Source organism: Pontibacter chinhatensis (assembly GCF_900113285.1).
GTDB lineage: Bacteria > Bacteroidota > Bacteroidia > Cytophagales > Hymenobacteraceae > Pontibacter > Pontibacter chinhatensis.
Genome location: NZ_FOOT01000008.1, coordinates 22,797 through 37,907, shown reverse-complemented (window position 1 = coordinate 37,907; position 15,111 = coordinate 22,797). Strand labels below are relative to the sequence as shown.

General features: G+C 47.2%; 15 protein-coding genes. All 15 read left to right on the top strand.

Annotated features, from left to right (window positions below):
• Window positions 1-16: 16 nt before the first annotated feature.
• The 15 genes from BM040_RS18435 to BM040_RS18365 all read left to right on the top strand — a co-directional run bounded on the left by BM040_RS18435 (window position 17) and on the right by BM040_RS18365 (window position 15,106).
• A complete protein-coding gene (locus tag BM040_RS18435) occupies window positions 17-3,010 on the top strand; it encodes a TAT-variant-translocated molybdopterin oxidoreductase (RefSeq protein ID WP_092104656.1) in 2,994 nt (997 codons plus the stop codon).
• Between the two features lie 20 nt (window positions 3,011-3,030).
• Entirely contained in the window at window positions 3,031-4,458 is a 1,428-nt protein-coding gene (nrfD, locus tag BM040_RS18430) for an NrfD/PsrC family molybdoenzyme membrane anchor subunit (protein ID WP_092104654.1), read from the top strand.
• Window positions 4,451-4,975: a DUF3341 domain-containing protein gene (locus BM040_RS18425; RefSeq protein ID WP_092104652.1), complete on the top strand. Its 525-nt coding sequence runs from the start codon at window positions 4,451-4,453 to the stop codon at window positions 4,973-4,975. Before nrfD ends, BM040_RS18425 begins: the two co-directional genes overlap by 8 nt.
• Window positions 4,975-5,628, top strand: a complete 654-nt coding sequence (locus BM040_RS18420) for a c-type cytochrome (RefSeq protein WP_092104650.1) — start codon at window positions 4,975-4,977, stop codon at window positions 5,626-5,628. Before BM040_RS18425 ends, BM040_RS18420 begins: the two co-directional genes overlap by 1 nt.
• Window positions 5,629-5,653: 25 nt before the next feature.
• Window positions 5,654-6,904 (top strand): quinol:cytochrome C oxidoreductase, encoded by a 1,251-nt coding sequence (locus BM040_RS18415; RefSeq protein ID WP_092104648.1) that lies wholly within the window; start codon window positions 5,654-5,656, stop codon window positions 6,902-6,904.
• 24 nt (window positions 6,905-6,928) lie between these two features.
• A complete protein-coding gene (locus tag BM040_RS18410; RefSeq protein ID WP_092104646.1) occupies window positions 6,929-7,999 on the top strand; it encodes a cytochrome c oxidase subunit II in 1,071 nt (356 codons plus the stop codon).
• Between the two features lie 22 nt (window positions 8,000-8,021).
• Window positions 8,022-9,851 (top strand): cytochrome c oxidase subunit I, encoded by a 1,830-nt coding sequence (locus BM040_RS18405; protein WP_092104644.1) that lies wholly within the window; start codon window positions 8,022-8,024, stop codon window positions 9,849-9,851.
• Between the two features lie 8 nt (window positions 9,852-9,859).
• The gene (locus BM040_RS18400) at window positions 9,860-10,936 is read left to right on the top strand and encodes a COX15/CtaA family protein (protein ID WP_092104642.1); all 1,077 of its coding nucleotides are present in this window, start codon (window positions 9,860-9,862) and stop codon (window positions 10,934-10,936) included.
• A gap of 41 nt (window positions 10,937-10,977) precedes the next feature.
• Window positions 10,978-11,829 carry a heme o synthase gene (gene cyoE / locus BM040_RS18395; RefSeq protein ID WP_245756295.1) on the top strand — a complete coding sequence of 284 codons (852 nt, stop codon included), beginning with the start codon at window positions 10,978-10,980 and terminating at the stop codon, window positions 11,827-11,829.
• 8 nt (window positions 11,830-11,837) lie between these two features.
• The gene (locus BM040_RS18390; protein ID WP_245756294.1) at window positions 11,838-12,422 is read left to right on the top strand and encodes a cytochrome c oxidase subunit 3; all 585 of its coding nucleotides are present in this window, start codon (window positions 11,838-11,840) and stop codon (window positions 12,420-12,422) included.
• Window positions 12,423-12,446: 24 nt separating this feature from the next.
• Complete coding sequence (locus tag BM040_RS18385; protein WP_092104637.1) at window positions 12,447-13,193, top strand: cytochrome c oxidase subunit 3; 747 nt, start codon at window positions 12,447-12,449, stop codon at window positions 13,191-13,193.
• A gap of 67 nt (window positions 13,194-13,260) precedes the next feature.
• Window positions 13,261-13,602: a cytochrome C oxidase subunit IV family protein gene (locus tag BM040_RS18380; protein WP_092104635.1), complete on the top strand. Its 342-nt coding sequence runs from the start codon at window positions 13,261-13,263 to the stop codon at window positions 13,600-13,602.
• A 17-nt stretch (window positions 13,603-13,619) separates the two neighbouring features.
• Window positions 13,620-14,279 carry an SCO family protein gene (locus BM040_RS18375; RefSeq protein WP_139217851.1) on the top strand — a complete coding sequence of 220 codons (660 nt, stop codon included), beginning with the start codon at window positions 13,620-13,622 and terminating at the stop codon, window positions 14,277-14,279.
• Window positions 14,257-14,811, top strand: coding sequence for a DUF420 domain-containing protein (locus BM040_RS18370; protein WP_092104631.1), 555 nt, complete (start codon window positions 14,257-14,259; stop codon window positions 14,809-14,811). The genes BM040_RS18375 and BM040_RS18370 overlap by 23 nt, the downstream gene beginning before the upstream one ends.
• A gap of 55 nt (window positions 14,812-14,866) precedes the next feature.
• Complete coding sequence (locus BM040_RS18365; protein ID WP_092104819.1) at window positions 14,867-15,106, top strand: hypothetical protein; 240 nt, start codon at window positions 14,867-14,869, stop codon at window positions 15,104-15,106.
• The last annotated feature ends 5 nt before the right edge of the window (window positions 15,107-15,111 follow it).

Genomic DNA, 15,111 nt, shown 5'->3' with positions numbered 1-15,111 from the left:
GTTTTCTAGATATAATATGCAAGACAGAATAAAATACTGGAAAGGAATTGAGGAGTTGGAAAACACTCCTGAATTCGAAAAGCATGCTCATAACGAGTTTCCAGAATTCCTGCCGATCAATGGAGCGGAGGGGGGAGAATCTGCTTCAAGCGGAAAAACTCACCGCCGTGACTTCTTAAAACTGCTGGGCTTTAGTATGGCAGCCGTGTCACTGGCTTCTTGTGAGGCTCCGGTGCGTAAGGCAATCCCATACCTTAACAAGCCTGTTGACGTTGAGCCAGGTGTTGCCAACTGGTATGCTTCTACGTTCTACCAAGGCGGAGACTACAACAGCATCCTGGTTAAGACCCGTGAAGCTCGTCCAATCAAAATTGAACCAAACCCAAGCTCAGGACTTACACCACTGGGAACAAGCCCAAAGGCGCAAGGCTCTCTGCTTGGTCTGTACGATACAAACCGTCTGCGCTACCCGCTGATTGCTGGTAAAGAGGCGAAATGGGAGGATGTAGACAATCAGATTAAGTCACGCCTTGCCAATGTGAACGGCAAAGTGGCTTTCGTGTCGTCTACTATCATCAGCCCATCCACTAAAAAACTTATCGATGAGTTCGGCTCACGCTTCGGCAACTTTGAGCACGTTACCTTTGATGTTAACTCTGCTTCCGGCCTGCTGCAGGCTAACGGCGGTGTTATCCCAGGGTATGATTTCAGCAAAGCCAACATCATTGTAGGCATCAACGCTGACTTCCTGGGTACTTGGGTAGCTCCGGTTCCGTTTGCAAAGCAATACATCGAGACAAGAAAGATTAACCCTGACAACCCGGCAATGTCGCGCCACTACCAGTTTGAGACAATCCTGTCGCTCACTGGTTCTAACGCTGATGTGCGCGTGCCTATCAAGCCGTCTGAGGAGGCAGCCCTCGTGTCTGCACTTCACAACGCGGTAACAGGTGGAGGTTCCGCCTCAGGAACTGCTGTGGATGCCAAGTTACTGACTTCTGTTGTTAAAGACCTGCAGGCAAACAAAGGCAAAGCACTGGTAGTCTGCGGCTCGAATGATCCGGGTGTTCAGGAGCTGGTGAAGGCTATCAACACAGCCATTGGCGCCGAAGGTGCTACCATCGATACTGCTGCTCCATACTATGTGAAGCAAGGTAACGATGCAGCGATGCTGCGTTTGATTGAAGAAATGAATGCCGGCTCCATAGGTGCTGTGTTCTTCTACAATGCTAACCCTGTTTACAACCACCCGCTAGCTGCCAGGGTAGCTTCCGGCTTACAGAAAGTAGGTCTGAAAGTTTCTTTTGCAGATAGAGTAGACGAGACAGCTAAACTGGCTGACTTCGTAACGCCAGACCACCATTACCTGGAGTCCTGGAACGATTTTGAGCCGAAGAGAGGCTTCCTGAGCATTTCTCAGCCGGTAATCAGCCCAATCTTTACAACGCGCCAGATGCAGGACAGCCTGCTGGCCTGGAGCAACCAAAGCACCGACTTCTACGAGTACATGCGCAGTAACTGGAGAACGGTTATCAGCGGAAACTTTAACGAAGGATGGGAAAAAGCCGTGCACGATGGCGTTTTGGAGAATGGCACTAGCTTGCTTAAAGTAAGCGCACCAGCTACAACGGCACCAAGCGGAATCAGAAAAGTACAGCCATCTGCCATTGAGGCCGTAGTATACGAGAAAGTGGCAATGGGTGCTGGAGGTGAGAACTCCAACAACCCATGGTTACAAGAGCTTCCGGATCCGGTTTCTAAGGCTACCTGGGGCAACTACGTGGCGATGCCGCGCCTGATGGCTGAAGAAATGGGTGTTAGACAGGATGATGTGCTGAAAGTTACTTTCGCAAACAACGAAAGCATAGAATTGCCAGCTCTTATCCAGCCAGGACAGGCAAACGGCACGGTGGCAATCGCCATGGGCTTTGGCCGTGACCTGGATGCGATGCCTGTTGCAAAAGGCTTGGGCGCCAACGCCTATAGTATAGCAACGGTAAATAACGGTGCTGTATTGTATACAAGCGGCGTTAAGCTTGAAAAAACAAACGCTACTTCTCCTATTGCACAGACCCAGACGCACCATACTGTAATGGGCCGCATTGTGGTGCAGGAGAACACGTTTGCTAATTATAAGGAAAACCCGAAAGAGGTAACTGAGTATGTGCGCATTGCCACACACGAGGGGCCAGTAAAACCGGCTACTATCTCCCTTTGGGATGACTACGAGTACAAGAACCACCACTGGGGCATGGTCATCGACCTGAACTCCTGTATCGGATGTGGTGCCTGTACGATGAGCTGTAACGTGGAGAACAACATTCCGGTGGTAGGCAAAGCCGAAGTGCTGATGCGTCGTGAGATGCACTGGATGCGCATTGACAGATACTACAGTGCCAAGGAGCATGAGCCAAAGGATTACGCTGAGATGGAGCACCCGGCCGATAACCCAACCGTTATCTTTCAGCCGATGCTTTGCCAGCACTGTAACCACGCGCCATGCGAGACGGTGTGCCCTGTTGCCGCTACCATGCACAGCTCAGAAGGTATCAACCAGATGGCTTACAACCGCTGCGTAGGTACACGTTACTGCGCAAACAACTGCCCTTATAAAGTGCGTCGTTTCAACTGGTTTGCTTATGCCAACAACGATAAGTTCGGTTTTAACGAGCCAATGAACAACGACCTTGGTAAGATGGTACTAAACCCGGATGTTACGGTGCGTGGCAGAGGTGTAATGGAGAAATGCTCTTTCTGCGTGCAGCGTGTGCAGTTAGGCAAGCTGGAGGCAAAACGCGAGAACAGAAGACCGAAAGACGGTGAAATCGTGACGGCCTGTGCACAGTCTTGCCCTACTGAGGCAATCGTGTTCGGTGACATGAAGGACCCTGAAAGCCGTATCTCTAAGATATTGGCTCGCCAGCAGGGTGAGCGTGCCTTCCACGTATTGGAAGAACTGAACGTTCAGCCGAACATCACATACCTGACTAAAATTAGAAACTTAGCTTAACATTAAATACTGAGAGCTTTATGCAGCATGTATCTCCGATAAGAGAGCCTCTGGTAACGGGGGGTAAAACATACCACGACATCACGGAAGATGTCTGCAGACAGGTGGAGGCCAAGCCCAACGTACGTTGGGCGGCTGCCCTTGCCGTTGCACTGGTTGGCTTAGCTATATTTATCTACTCTGTATACCGCACACTTTGGTATGGTATCGGTGAATGGGGTTTGAACAAAACAGTAGGTTGGGCATGGGATATCACCAATTTCGTGTGGTGGGTAGGTATCGGTCACGCCGGTACACTGATCTCAGCTATCCTTTTGCTGTTCCGTCAGAAGTGGAGAACTTCCATTAACCGTGCAGCTGAGGCGATGACAATCTTCGCCGTAATATGCGCCGCGATGTTCCCTGTGCTGCACATGGGCCGCCCGTGGTTGGCTTACTGGGTACTCCCGCTGCCAAACACGTTCGGCTCACTGTGGGTTAACTTTAACTCGCCGCTTCTCTGGGACGTATTCGCGATTTCAACATACTTCTCCGTATCGCTTGTATTCTGGTACATCGGCCTGATTCCAGATTTTGCCACCATCCGGGACAGAGCAACCGGTCCTATCGCCAGAAGAGCCTATGCACTCTTATCCTTCGGCTGGACTGGTTCTGCCAAGCACTGGTCTCGCTACGAGACTGTGTCCCTGATTCTGGCTGGCCTTGCCACTCCTCTGGTACTTTCAGTACACACTATTGTATCGTTTGACTTTGCAACTTCTGTGATTCCGGGATGGCACACTACCATCTTCCCTCCATACTTCGTGGCTGGTGCGATCTTCTCTGGTTTTGCGATGGTACTCACCCTGATGATCATCACCAGAAAGGTATTCTACCTGGAAGACTATATCACACTGGAGCACGTAGAGTCCATGAACAAGGTAATTATCCTGACAGGTTCTATTGTGGGTATTGCCTATACAACTGAGTTCTTCATTGCATGGTACTCAGGTGTAGAGTATGAGCAGTATGCCTTCATCAACCGTGCTTTCGGTCCTTACTGGTGGGCTTATTGGTCAATGATGACCTGTAACGTAATTACACCTCAGCTCTTCTGGTTCAGAAAAATCAGAAGAAGCCTGACCGCTACCTTCATTATCTCCATCTTCGTAAACATCGGTATGTGGTTCGAGCGTTTCGTGATTATCGTAACCTCGCTTCACAGAGACTACCTGCCATCATCCTGGGCAATGTTCTCACCAACTATCATCGATATTGGGGTATATGTGGGCACTATCGGACTGTTCTTTACGCTGTTCCTGCTGTTCTGTAAGTATTTCCCGGTGATCAACATGGCGGAGGTGAAGCACATCCTGAAATCTTCTTCGGACGTGAAATACCCGAAAAAAGCCGCTACGATGCATGCCACTGACAAGGATTTGAACTCTAATACACATCACAATGAATAAAAAGTTTATTCTAGGTATTTATGATGATGAAGATGTGCTGCTGACAGCCATCGAAAACATCCGCGCAGGCGGTACAAAAATTTACGACGTATTTTCTCCCTTCCCTGTGCACGGCATTGACGATGTGTTAGGCATTAAGCGCTCAAGGCTGCCGATTGTGGCTTTCTTTGCAGGCCTTACGGGTATGTCTTTCGCTTTGTGGATGCAAATCTGGATGATGGGCTTTGACTGGCCGATGATCATTGGCGGTAAGCCGCATATTGCACTGCCATCGTTCATCCCGGTAACGTTCGAATTGACAGTACTCTTCAGTGCTTTTGGCATGGTAATCACATTCTTTATCGTGTCCAAGCTGAAGCCCTCAATGAAAGTAAACGTTTTTGACAAGCGCTCTACAGACGACAAGTTTGTGATGGCAATAGAAGTTAAGGAAGGGGAGACCGATGTGGCTGCTCTGAATGACCTTCTTCGCTCTAACGGTGCTATTGAGGTTAATGAGAAGGAGGTAGTAAAATAATGAAAAGATTCATAAACACTGGCTTTAAAGCCTCCGCCATACTTTTCTCTGCTGCAGTGCTCATTTCCTGCAGTAATGATCAAGATCCAGGGCTAGAATTTGCCCCGGACATGTACCACTCTGTTCCGTTGGATCCTTATTCACAGATTAAGGAGAATAAGTTTAACCCAGCCGGCATGAACATGCGCGAGCCTGTGAAAGGCACCATCGCGCGTGGGAAGCAAGGGTACAACGTATACTTATCTGAGGACAATGCCGAAACTGCAGGTGTAGAGCTAAAGAACCCCTTAGCGGCAACTTCCGAAAACCTCGCCGAAGGCAAGGTATTGTATACACGCTTCTGCTCCCCTTGCCATGGTGCTGAGGGAGATGGACAAGGCCTGGTAGGGCAAAAGTTCAAAGGTGTGCCATCCTATACTGCCGGTCGTGTTGCTGAACTTCCAGCCGGACATCTTTATCATGTTATCACATATGGCAGAGGCCGTATGCTACCGCACGGTTCTCAGGTAAACCCTGAAGAGCGCTGGAAGATCGTGATGTATGTACAGCAACTACAAAAAGGGGAAACAGGCACAACCGTTTCTGATGAGGCTTCTCAGGAAGCAGCCGAAACCGGAACCGAAAATCCTGCAACCGGAACTCCTAATAACTAAGACTAAGGCATAAAATAAAGGGATAATGACAGAAGAAAGACTCATCATTTCCAGAAAAACGAATAATAAGTTTTTCTTAATGATAGCTGTAGGTGTGGTTTTACTTATAGCAGGAATCATTTTTATGGCCGCAGGTGGGGGAGCAGGTCACGGTGAGGCTGCTGGTCATGAGCCTGCCTCATGGTCAAAGCGCTTGTTCGTGAACTTGTGGCTAAATAACGTTTATTTCACAGGTATTGCCCTTATCGGTACCTTCTTCGTGGCCGTACAGTATGTGGCATATGCAGGTTGGTCAGTGCTCATAAAAAGGGTTGCGCTAGCGCTAAACTACTTCCTGCCAATTGGTGCAGGGGTAATGCTTATCGTTTTCCTGTTTGGAGGGCACGATATCTTCCACTGGACACACGATTACCTGTATGATATCAATGATGACCGTTATGACCCAATCATAGCTGGCAAGTCAGGCTACCTGAACACAGCCTTCTTCCTGATAAGAATGGTTGTTTACTTCGCGCTGTGGATTTGGTTCTCTATGTGGCTTAGAAAAGAGGCCTTCAATGAGGACTTGAACGGTGGCACAAACTACTACCATAAGAGTATCCGTATTTCAGCTATCTTCCTGGTAATCTTTGGTATTACTTCTTCAACTGCAGCTTGGGACTGGGTACTGTCCATTGACACGCACTGGTTCTCTACGATGTTTGGCTGGTATGTATTTGCAAGCTGGTGGGTATCAGGCCTTGCTGCTATCACACTTACCGTAATCATTCTGAAGCAGAACGGCTACCTGAAAATGGTAAACGCGAACCACCTGCACGATTTGGGTAAATTTGTGTTCGCTTTCTCCATCTTCTGGACCTACATCTGGTTCTCTCAGTTCCTGCTGTACTGGTATGCCAACATGCCGGAAGAGGTAATTTACTTTACCGAAAGGCTTAGCGGAAACAATGGCCAGTATGCCTGGATCTTTTTTGCGAACCTGATTGTTAACTTTGTGTTCCCGTTCCTTGTTCTAATGACAAGAGATGCAAAACGTCAGATGATTATGTTGAAAATTGTGACAATTGCCATCCTTATCGGGCACTGGTTTGACTTCTACCTGATGATGATGCCAGGCACATTACGAACTGATGCAGGTATTGGATTCATCGAGATCGGTACAGCACTCGTGTTCTTAGGCGTGTTCCTGCTGGCCTTCACGAAAGGACTCACTAAAGCTTCTTTAGTGCCGGTTAACCACCCGTTCCTGGAGGAGAGTGTACACCATCATGTTTAGAGACTATACTAAAAGCGTTATATAATGATTACGATCGCCATTGGTTTATCCATTATTTTATTACTGGTTATCCTCTACCTGCTGTTCAGGATAGGAACGCTTGCATCGATTTTCCGAGGATCAACGGAGCGAGCAGCCGGTACAACAAAAGTTAGCAACCGTGTAAACGGGACGCTGCTGCTACTCTTCCTGATAGTAGGTGGTGCGGCATTTGCATGGTCGTTTGTAGATGCCTGGGATACAATGAACCTTCCGCTGGCGTCACTGCACGGAGAATGGACAGACAGCCTGTTCTGGACAACGATGACAGTAATCGGGGTTGTGTTTGTGATTACCCAGATCCTTTTGTTCATCTATTCTTACAAGTATCAGCACAAAGACAACAAACGCGCCTTTTATTACCCGCACAACAACAAGCTGGAGATTGTTTGGACATTGATTCCAGCTGTTGTGATGGCCCTGCTGGTATTCGGTGGCTGGCAAACCTGGACAAAAATTACCAGTGCTGCCCCTGATAACGCTGTAGTGGTGGAAATCGTGGGTAAGCAGTTTAACTGGATGGTTCGTTACCCAGGTCAGGATGGCAAGCTTGGTGTAGCCAAGACTAGCCTGATTGATGCTACCAATGAACTAGGTGTTGACTTCAGCGACCCGAACTCGCATGATGATATCATCAACCCGCTTCAAATCCACGTTCCGAAAGGCAAACCTGTGCTACTGAAGATCAGATCTCGAGATGTGATTCACAGCGTGTTTATGCCGCACTTCCGTCTTAAGATGGATGCTGTGCCAGGTATGCCAACTAAGTTCTGGTTTGTACCGACTAAAACTACAGCTGAAATGGCTACTGAGACAGGTAACCCAGACTTTAAGTATGAGCTGGCCTGTACAGAAATCTGCGGTCGTGGTCACTTTGCAATGCGCTACGTGATCGTTGTGGATGAGCCTGAGGACTACGAAGCTTGGCTGGCTAGCCAGAAGCCTTTTGTGGAGCAAAACCCACAAGTACTGGCTAAATTCCAGCAGGAGTCTTCTGAAAAGCTAGTAGCTGATGCGGAGAAAGGAACAGCTGAAGAAGTTAAAACTGAGTTGTAGCATTTAAAATTCCTAAAAGAATATGTCGAGTACTGATATTTCGATGACCAGGGATACCCATCATGTGCATGTAGAGCATGATGAGCATCACCACGATCAAAACTTTTTTGAGAAGTACATCTTTAGCCTTGACCATAAAACAATTGCCAAACAGTACCTTTTCATGGGTATTCTATGGGCGTTTGTTGGAGGTTTCTTGTCTATCCTGTTTCGTTTGCAGCTGGGATGGCCTGAGGCTACTTTCACTTTTCTGGAACCAATCCTTGGTGGATGGATACAGAATGGTAAGCTAGACCCGGAATTTTACCTGGCGCTAGTAACGATGCACGGCACCATCATGGTGTTCTTCGTACTTACTGCCGGCCTGAGTGGTACTTTCAGTAACTTCCTTATCCCGCTGCAGGTAGGAGCGCGTGACATGGCCTCTGGCTTCATGAACATGCTCTCTTTCTGGATCTTCTTCGTGGCCAGTGTGATCATGTTCTGGTCAATATTTATTGAAACAGGACCTGCCGGTGGTGGTTGGACAGTATATCCTCCACTCAGTGCGCTGCCTGAAGCGATTCAAGGCTCAGGAGATGGTATGACGATGTGGTTGATTTCGATGGGTCTTTTCATCGTTTCTCAGCTGCTGGGTGGCGTAAACTACATTACCACTGTAATCAACTTGCGTACCAAAGGTATGTCTATGACGAAGTTACCGCTGACAATATGGGCGTTTTTCCTGACTGCCATTGTGGGCCTTCTTGCCTTCCCGGTGCTTCTGTCAGCTGCCCTGTTGCTGATCTTCGACCGCAGCTTCGGTACCAGCTTCTTCCTTTCCGACATTTACATTGCCGGACAAGCGCTTGCTAACACAGGCGGTAGTGCTATCCTGTTCCAGCACCTGTTCTGGTTCCTGGGCCACCCGGAAGTATATATCGTAATTATGCCTGCTATGGGTCTGGCTTCTGAGGTGATTGCTACAAACGCGCGCAAGCCTATCTTCGGTTACCGCGCCATGATCGGTTCACTGATTGGTATTACGGTACTCTCTTTCGTAGTATGGGCGCACCACATGTTCGTGACTGGTATGAACCCGTTCCTCGGATCTGTGTTCATGTTCCTGACTCTGATCATCGCGGTACCATCTGCGGTGAAGGTGTTTAACTGGCTAGCCACGCTTTGGAGAGGTAACATTCGCTTCACGGCGGCCATGCTCTTTGCCATTGGCTTCGTATCACTTTTTATCTCTGGCGGTCTAACAGGTATTATCCTTGGTAACTCTGCCTTGGATATCCAGTTGCACGATACGTATTTCGTTGTAGCGCACTTCCACCTGGTAATGGGTGCTTCTGCCGTGTTCGGTATGTTCTGCGGTGTGTACCATTGGTATCCAAAGATGTTCGGACGCATGATGGATGAGAAGTTAGGCTACATTCACTTCTGGTTTACCTTTATAGCGGTATACCTGGTGTTTATGCCAATGCACTACATCGGTATTGCCGGATTCCCGAGAAGATACTATAACTGGACAGGTTTTGAGACTTTTAACATCTTCACAGACCTGAACACCTTTATCAGTATTGCTGCCATCCTAGGCTTTGCTGCACAGTTCATCTTCCTGTTCAACTTCGTGTATAGCATGTTCCGCGGCAGAAGAGCTACGGAGAACCCATGGCACTCAAACACACTGGAGTGGACTACACCAGTTCTGCCAGGTCACGGTAACTGGCCAGGTGAGATACCAACAGTGTACAGATGGCCATATGACTATAGCAAGCCTGGTGCAACTGAAGATTATATTCCACAGACAGTTCCTTTCTCAAAGACGCAGTCTTCAAACCTGCCCAACGAGAGAGATTTTGAATAAAGCTTATAATGGCTAACAAATCTTTTAAATACAAAAGATTTAGAAGTATTGGAGTACTTACAGTATTTGCTGTTTACTTCTTAATATTAGTCGGAGGAACAGTGCGAAGCACAGGTTCAGGAATGGGGTGCCCAGACTGGCCAAAGTGCTTCGGCAGTTGGGTTCCTCCGACTGATGTTAGCCAATTGCCTGATGACTACCTGGAGGTATACAAACAGCAGCGGATAGAAAAGAACCAAAAGCTTGCCGGTTACCTGGAGAAGCTAGGATTCGATAAAGTATCCAAGGCTATTTTCTCACATCCAAGCCAATACATCGAGACGGAGTTTAATGTCACGAAGACTTGGATTGAGTATATCAACAGGTTGGTTGGGGTGTTAATCGGCATCTTTATCTTCCTGACTGTAGTTTATGCGCGCCCTTTTTTAAAGAGCGATAAAGCAGTCTTTTACTTAGCCTTAGGAAGCCTGGTATTAGTTGGGTTTCAGGGATGGCTGGGTTCTATTGTAGTTTCTACAAACTTACTGCCCGTAACCATAACCATTCACATGGCATTGGCGCTGGTGCTGGTGGCAATGTTACAATATGCTGTAACGCGTGCTAACAAGGACAGCATCGTAGCCGAGTTCAGTTACATGCCAAAAATCGGCGCGGGACTATGGGTGCTGGCTATTTTAACCTTTGGCCAGATTCTTATCGGCACGCAGGTTAGGGAAGAAGTAGATCTTATTGCCTCCATGACGGGAGGAGCTAACAGGGAAACGTGGGTTGATCAGTTAGGAGTTAGCTTCTATATCCACAGATCCTTTTCAATACTGTTGGTGGCCCTGCATATCTATGTGGCCCTGCAGCTCTATAAATTACAGAACAGGCAGCTTACAAAGCTGACACATGTAATGCTTGTGCTAGTTGGGGCAGAGATAGTATTCGGTGTTATTATGGCTTACTTTGCCATTCCTCCGGTGCTACAACCACTGCATCTCACTTTAGCAGCGCTGCTGTTTGGGGTGCAGTTTCAGATTCTGATTATTTATTATTATGCCTCTAAGAAGGCACAAATGCAGCAAGTAGTTGTTCATAAATGATGTATACGACCAAGACCGATACACTACTGCATGATTCTACCATGAATAAAGCAACAGCATATTTTCAGTTACTCAAGTTCAGACTTAGTTTAACTGTTGCTTTTTCAAGTGCTATAGGCTTTATCCTTGGATACCCAAATGCTAGCTGGCTTGACATTGGCCTGGTGATGCTTGGGGGTATATTAGTAACCGGTGCAGCAAATATCATCAACCAGATCATAGAAAAGGATCTGGATAAATTGATGAAGCGCACATCCAAAAGGCCGCTTCCCACAGGAAGTGTATCTGTAACTGAAGCTATAGTACTTTGCCTGATTCTGGCAACTGCTGGTACTTTACTGTTAGGTTTATACTTTAACCCGCTCGCAGCAGCGCTGTCGCTGTTGTCGCTGGTGCTGTATGGGTTTATTTATACACCTCTTAAGCAGATTAGCCCTATTTGCGTATTTGTGGGTGCCATACCTGGGGCAATGCCTCCGCTTATTGGATGGGTAGCAGCAACTGGCGCCATCGAGATTGAGGCAGTTATACTTTTCGGCATACAGTTCTTCTGGCAGTTTCCGCACTTCTGGGCAATTGCTTGGGTGCTGGATGATGATTATAAGAAAGCTGGCTTTAAGATGCTGCCTATGGCTGGTGGTAAAAACCTGAAAACAGCTATACAGATCATGACCTATACCCTGGTGCTGATTCCGATGAGTCTGCTGCCACTGCAGTTCGGGATGACAGGGATAACTTCCGCCATGATTGCGGTTGTGTGCGGTGTACTGTTTTTGGCCCAAACATTCTACCTGATGCGCACCTGCTCTAAGAAGGCTGCCATGAGTATCATGTTTGGATCATTTTTATATCTGCCTATCGTGCAGATTGCCTTTGTATTAGATAAAATTTAGGTATGGTAATGGCTAATATTCCTATAGAAGAAGAGAATGACCGAGGCGGCGTACATCCGCTAAAGTTTTCCCTGTGGTTGATTATTATTAGTATTATTATGATGTTTGCAGCTTTTACGAGCGCCTACATCGTAAGAAGAGAGGAAGGAAATTGGCTTGAGTTTGAATTGCCAAACATACTTCTGATCAACACCATTGTCATCATACTGAGCTCTGTGACGATGCAGCTGGCACAAAACTCGGCCAGGGATAATAACATGGGGAAATTGAAGCTGATGTTAGGTCTAACCTTTGGCTTCGGAATCGCCTTCCTGATAGGACAGTGGTACGGCTGGGCAGACTTGGTGCAACATAACATCTACTTTGGCGGAACGGGAAGCAACCCATCCGGTTCATTCCTATATGTTTTAACCGGAGTTCACGGCTTTCACCTGATTACAGGGCTAGTATTTGTGGCGATTGTGCTAAGAAGCAGCCTGAAATACAAGGTACATTCTAAGAAAATGCTGCGTATACAATTGTGCACAGTGTACTGGCATTTTTTAGGTGGACTTTGGCTATATTTGTACGTATTCTTAAGATTAAATCACTAAACACGCTTTTCAATACATAACACTATGTCTACTTCAACTACGCTGGAAGCACCTAAGTCGGGTACTTGGGACGGTGGTAACGAACCAATGAAGGCGAGCTATGGTAAACTCATGATGTGGTTTTTCCTGCTCTCTGACGCTTTTACTTTTGGTGCTTTTCTTATTGTTTACGGACTGAGCCGTCATGCGCACACACCATACACAGGTGAAGCGGAGGCATTTACCTTCTCAACCGAATGGTGGCCAATCCCGGAAAAAGTATTCAATGCCTTCCCTGGTTTTCATGGGGTAGACCTGCCACTTGCTTTCGTGGCGTTGATGACGATGATCCTTATCTTTAGTTCTGTGACGATGGTACTGGCAGTAGAGGCAGGGCATCGCATGGACAAGAAGGATGTAGAAAAGTGGTTGCTCTGGACGATTCTGTTTGGTGGTACTTTCCTTGCCTGCCAGGCCTGGGAGTGGACGCACTTTATTGTTGGTACAGATGAAGGCATGCTGCTTCCTGATGGCTCACGCTATTATGGTGCCTCAATGGCCTTCAACCAGTATGGCCCGCCGTTGTTTGCCAACCTCTTTTTCTTTATTACAGGTTTCCACGGTTTCCACGTTACTATTGGCTGGGTACTCCTGCTTGTTGCCTTTATCAGCACTGTTAATGGAGTGTATCACAAACGTGGTCACTATGAGATGGTTGAGAAGATTGGCCTTTACTGGCACTTCGTTGACCTTGTTTGGGTATTCGTGTTTACCTTCTTCTACCTGATCTAATTTTAAAGAAAGCTTTTGGTTGATGCCGGTTATAAGGCCGGCATCAAAAGAAATACATCACAGCACTATGGCACATCACATCGAAAACGATTTTCAACAAACAGCTGAAATTCCTAAGCCGCAGACAAAGGCTATCTGGAGAACGTTTTTCATACTTGTTGGACTAACGGCACTGGAATTCCTTTTCGCCTTTACAATGGATGCAGGTACAGCTCGTAACGCTATCTTCATCATCCTGACGATCTTCAAGGCATTCTACATTGTGGCCGAGTTTATGCACCTGAAGCATGAGGCAAAATCACTAATCTGGTCTATCATCATCCCGTTGGCGCTGGTGGTATGGCTGATGGTGGCACTGCTGGCAGAGGGAAGCTATTACTACGAGTCCATAACGAACTACTTTAAATAGCAAAGTATACTTTCTTGATGAAACCTATCAAGGCACTAATATTAGGTCTCCTACTATTAGTGCCTATTCTTGTTTTTGTGTTTATCAGTGTCTTTGGTACGCATCATTTTTCGCTGAAAACATACTACCCTAAGCTCGATAACGAAGGTAAGGTGGTACACAATGTTGCTGGAGATACCGTGTTTCAGCAGGTGCCGGCTTTTAACCTCAGAATGCTCGAAGGTGGAAGCCTTGGCCAGCAGGACCTTGATAAATATGTGTACGTGGCCCATTTTACTGGTTCTGCGTGTGAGCGCGATTGCCGGACAATACTTTCTCAATTAGTGCGCGTGCAGGAAGCTTTTGCAAACATTGAGCAGGTGAAACTTGTTACCTTTGCGATGCAGGACAGTGCCGGTACTAACGACGGATTGCAGCAACTAGCGAAGGAGTATAAGCCTTTGGAAGCCAAATGGTACGTCCTAACAGGTGATACAGCAGAAGTTGCCGCCCTGGCCGCTGGCTTTAAGGAGCCTTACAAGAAGCAGGATAATAGCTATATGCCAAGTAACCGACTTGTGCTGGTTGATAAAGAAAAAGAAGTACGCGGCGTTTACCTGGGCACCGACCCGGAAGAGGTAGACCGTCTTGTACTTGAAATTAACGTGTTGCTGGATGAATACAGTAAAAGAAAATGATCTGACAAGCGAGCAGGACCGCAAATACATGACCGTAATTGCCATACTGTCGGTGGCCATACCTGTTCTTGTAGCGCTGTTGTTTTTTATGCCTAAATCAGGCGAGGCAAATGTAGATGTCTCCTACCTGCCTGGTTTCCATGCCTTCATTAACTCCATTACGGCCATAACGCTGGTAGTAGGCTACGTGAATGTAAAGCGCGGCAATACCAAGGTGCACAGAAGGGCGATGCTTTTTGCTTTCGGCTTATCGGCTGTGTTCCTGGTTTCTTATGTCACCTACCACTTTCTGGGACAGCGCACTGTTTACGGAGGGGACGGATTGCTGAGGTATATCTACTACTTTATACTTCTGACACATATTGTGCTGGCAATTGTGATTGTACCGTTGGTGCTGCTGTCAGTATACTTTGGTATTACGAATCAACTCAAGCGCCACCGTCGTATTTCTAAATGGACGTTCCCTATTTGGCTGTATGTAGCCGTAACAGGGGTGTTGGTGTATTTGCTGATTTCACCGTATTACGCATAATTATCTTACTACCATATTTTCAGAAATGATGAGGCAGAACATATCGAAAGTCTTGATGGCAGTTACACTGGCATTCGTGCTTGTGTTTGTTTCCACAGACGCCTACAGCCAGTGTGCCATGTGCCGGGCTACGGTGGAGTCTAATGTAGGAAGCGGAAGTGATGCATCGGGCAACGAAGTAGGCAGTGGCCTGAACGCTGGTATACTTTACCTGATGGTGATACCTTACCTTCTGATTGGAACTGTTGGTTTCCTGTGGTACAAGAGTAACCAGAAGAAAGCGAAAAAAGCCTAAGTATA

What these genes read in the sequence shown, in the direction of transcription:
- BM040_RS18375 (WP_139217851.1), top strand. Translation starts at nt 13,620, where the DNA reads ATGAAACCTATCAAGGCACTAATATTAGGTCTCCTACTATTAGTGCCT.
- cyoE (WP_245756295.1), top strand. Translation starts at nt 10,978, where the DNA reads ATGAATAAAGCAACAGCATATTTTCAGTTACTCAAGTTCAGACTTAGT.
- BM040_RS18435 (WP_092104656.1), top strand. Translation starts at nt 17, where the DNA reads ATGCAAGACAGAATAAAATACTGGAAAGGAATTGAGGAGTTGGAAAAC.
- BM040_RS18380 (WP_092104635.1), top strand. Translation starts at nt 13,261, where the DNA reads ATGGCACATCACATCGAAAACGATTTTCAACAAACAGCTGAAATTCCT.
- BM040_RS18370 (WP_092104631.1), top strand. Translation starts at nt 14,257, where the DNA reads ATGAATACAGTAAAAGAAAATGATCTGACAAGCGAGCAGGACCGCAAA.
- BM040_RS18405 (WP_092104644.1), top strand. Translation starts at nt 8,022, where the DNA reads ATGTCGAGTACTGATATTTCGATGACCAGGGATACCCATCATGTGCAT.
- nrfD (WP_092104654.1), top strand. Translation starts at nt 3,031, where the DNA reads ATGCAGCATGTATCTCCGATAAGAGAGCCTCTGGTAACGGGGGGTAAA.
- BM040_RS18365 (WP_092104819.1), top strand. Translation starts at nt 14,867, where the DNA reads ATGGCAGTTACACTGGCATTCGTGCTTGTGTTTGTTTCCACAGACGCC.
- BM040_RS18410 (WP_092104646.1), top strand. Translation starts at nt 6,929, where the DNA reads ATGATTACGATCGCCATTGGTTTATCCATTATTTTATTACTGGTTATC.
- BM040_RS18385 (WP_092104637.1), top strand. Translation starts at nt 12,447, where the DNA reads ATGTCTACTTCAACTACGCTGGAAGCACCTAAGTCGGGTACTTGGGAC.
- BM040_RS18390 (WP_245756294.1), top strand. Translation starts at nt 11,838, where the DNA reads ATGGCTAATATTCCTATAGAAGAAGAGAATGACCGAGGCGGCGTACAT.
- BM040_RS18415 (WP_092104648.1), top strand. Translation starts at nt 5,654, where the DNA reads ATGACAGAAGAAAGACTCATCATTTCCAGAAAAACGAATAATAAGTTT.
- BM040_RS18400 (WP_092104642.1), top strand. Translation starts at nt 9,860, where the DNA reads ATGGCTAACAAATCTTTTAAATACAAAAGATTTAGAAGTATTGGAGTA.
- BM040_RS18425 (WP_092104652.1), top strand. Translation starts at nt 4,451, where the DNA reads ATGAATAAAAAGTTTATTCTAGGTATTTATGATGATGAAGATGTGCTG.
- BM040_RS18420 (WP_092104650.1), top strand. Translation starts at nt 4,975, where the DNA reads ATGAAAAGATTCATAAACACTGGCTTTAAAGCCTCCGCCATACTTTTC.